The sequence below is a fragment of the Thermus sp. KWY1 genome (assembly GCF_057547025.1).
Genome location: NZ_BAAJPG010000018.1, coordinates 135,010 through 135,607, shown reverse-complemented (window position 1 = coordinate 135,607; position 598 = coordinate 135,010). Strand labels below are relative to the sequence as shown.

General features: G+C 66.7%; 1 protein-coding gene. It reads right to left on the bottom strand.

Going from position 1 to position 598, the window contains the following annotated elements:
- Positions 1–197: 197 nt before the first annotated feature.
- Positions 198–479: a hypothetical protein gene (locus AC27GT_RS06330; RefSeq protein ID WP_487223741.1), complete on the bottom strand. Its 282-nt coding sequence runs from the start codon at positions 477–479 to the stop codon at positions 198–200.
- Positions 480–598: the final 119 nt, after the last annotated feature.

Below are 598 nucleotides of genomic sequence, written 5' to 3'. Positions count from 1 at the left end.
CGGTCCGGTAAGGGCCGGTGCGAAGGGCGTAGTTTCGCCTCGAGGTGAAGCCGCAGTTTCGGGAACGGCATTTCGGCGGAAGAACGCTAGAGGGGACGGTCCACCCGGGGGTCCCGCGCCAGCCACCTCAAGTGGCCCGGGAGGACCTTCTGGTCGAACGCCGAAGGGAGGGGTATTCGGGGGTAGTGGTGGAGCCACTACCACGCCCACTCGACCAAGTTCCCGAAAGAGTCGTGTACCCGGCTCCACAGGAATTCGGTGAGCCCGAGGAGGTGCCCGTCCTTCTTCATCCTTTCCAGGTCGAGGAGGTCCACCAGGGCGACCATCTCCTCCAGGTGGGCCGGGGAGTCGAGGGCTTCCCTCGCCCGGGGGTTCCGCCGGTGGTCGAGCGCGTCCCGGAGGGGGAACCGGAGTTTCTTTGCCCACTCCACGAGGTGGCGGGCCAGGTCCAGGACCCCGTGCTTCGCGAAATCGGGCACCCGGTTTCGGAGGAGGTCGCAGAGCTAGACCCACCACTACGGGTGCACCGTCCATAGGTCGACCGTAGGGGCCGTCTACCACGTCGGCTACCGGTGGTACCGGTACCACCGGTACGGGT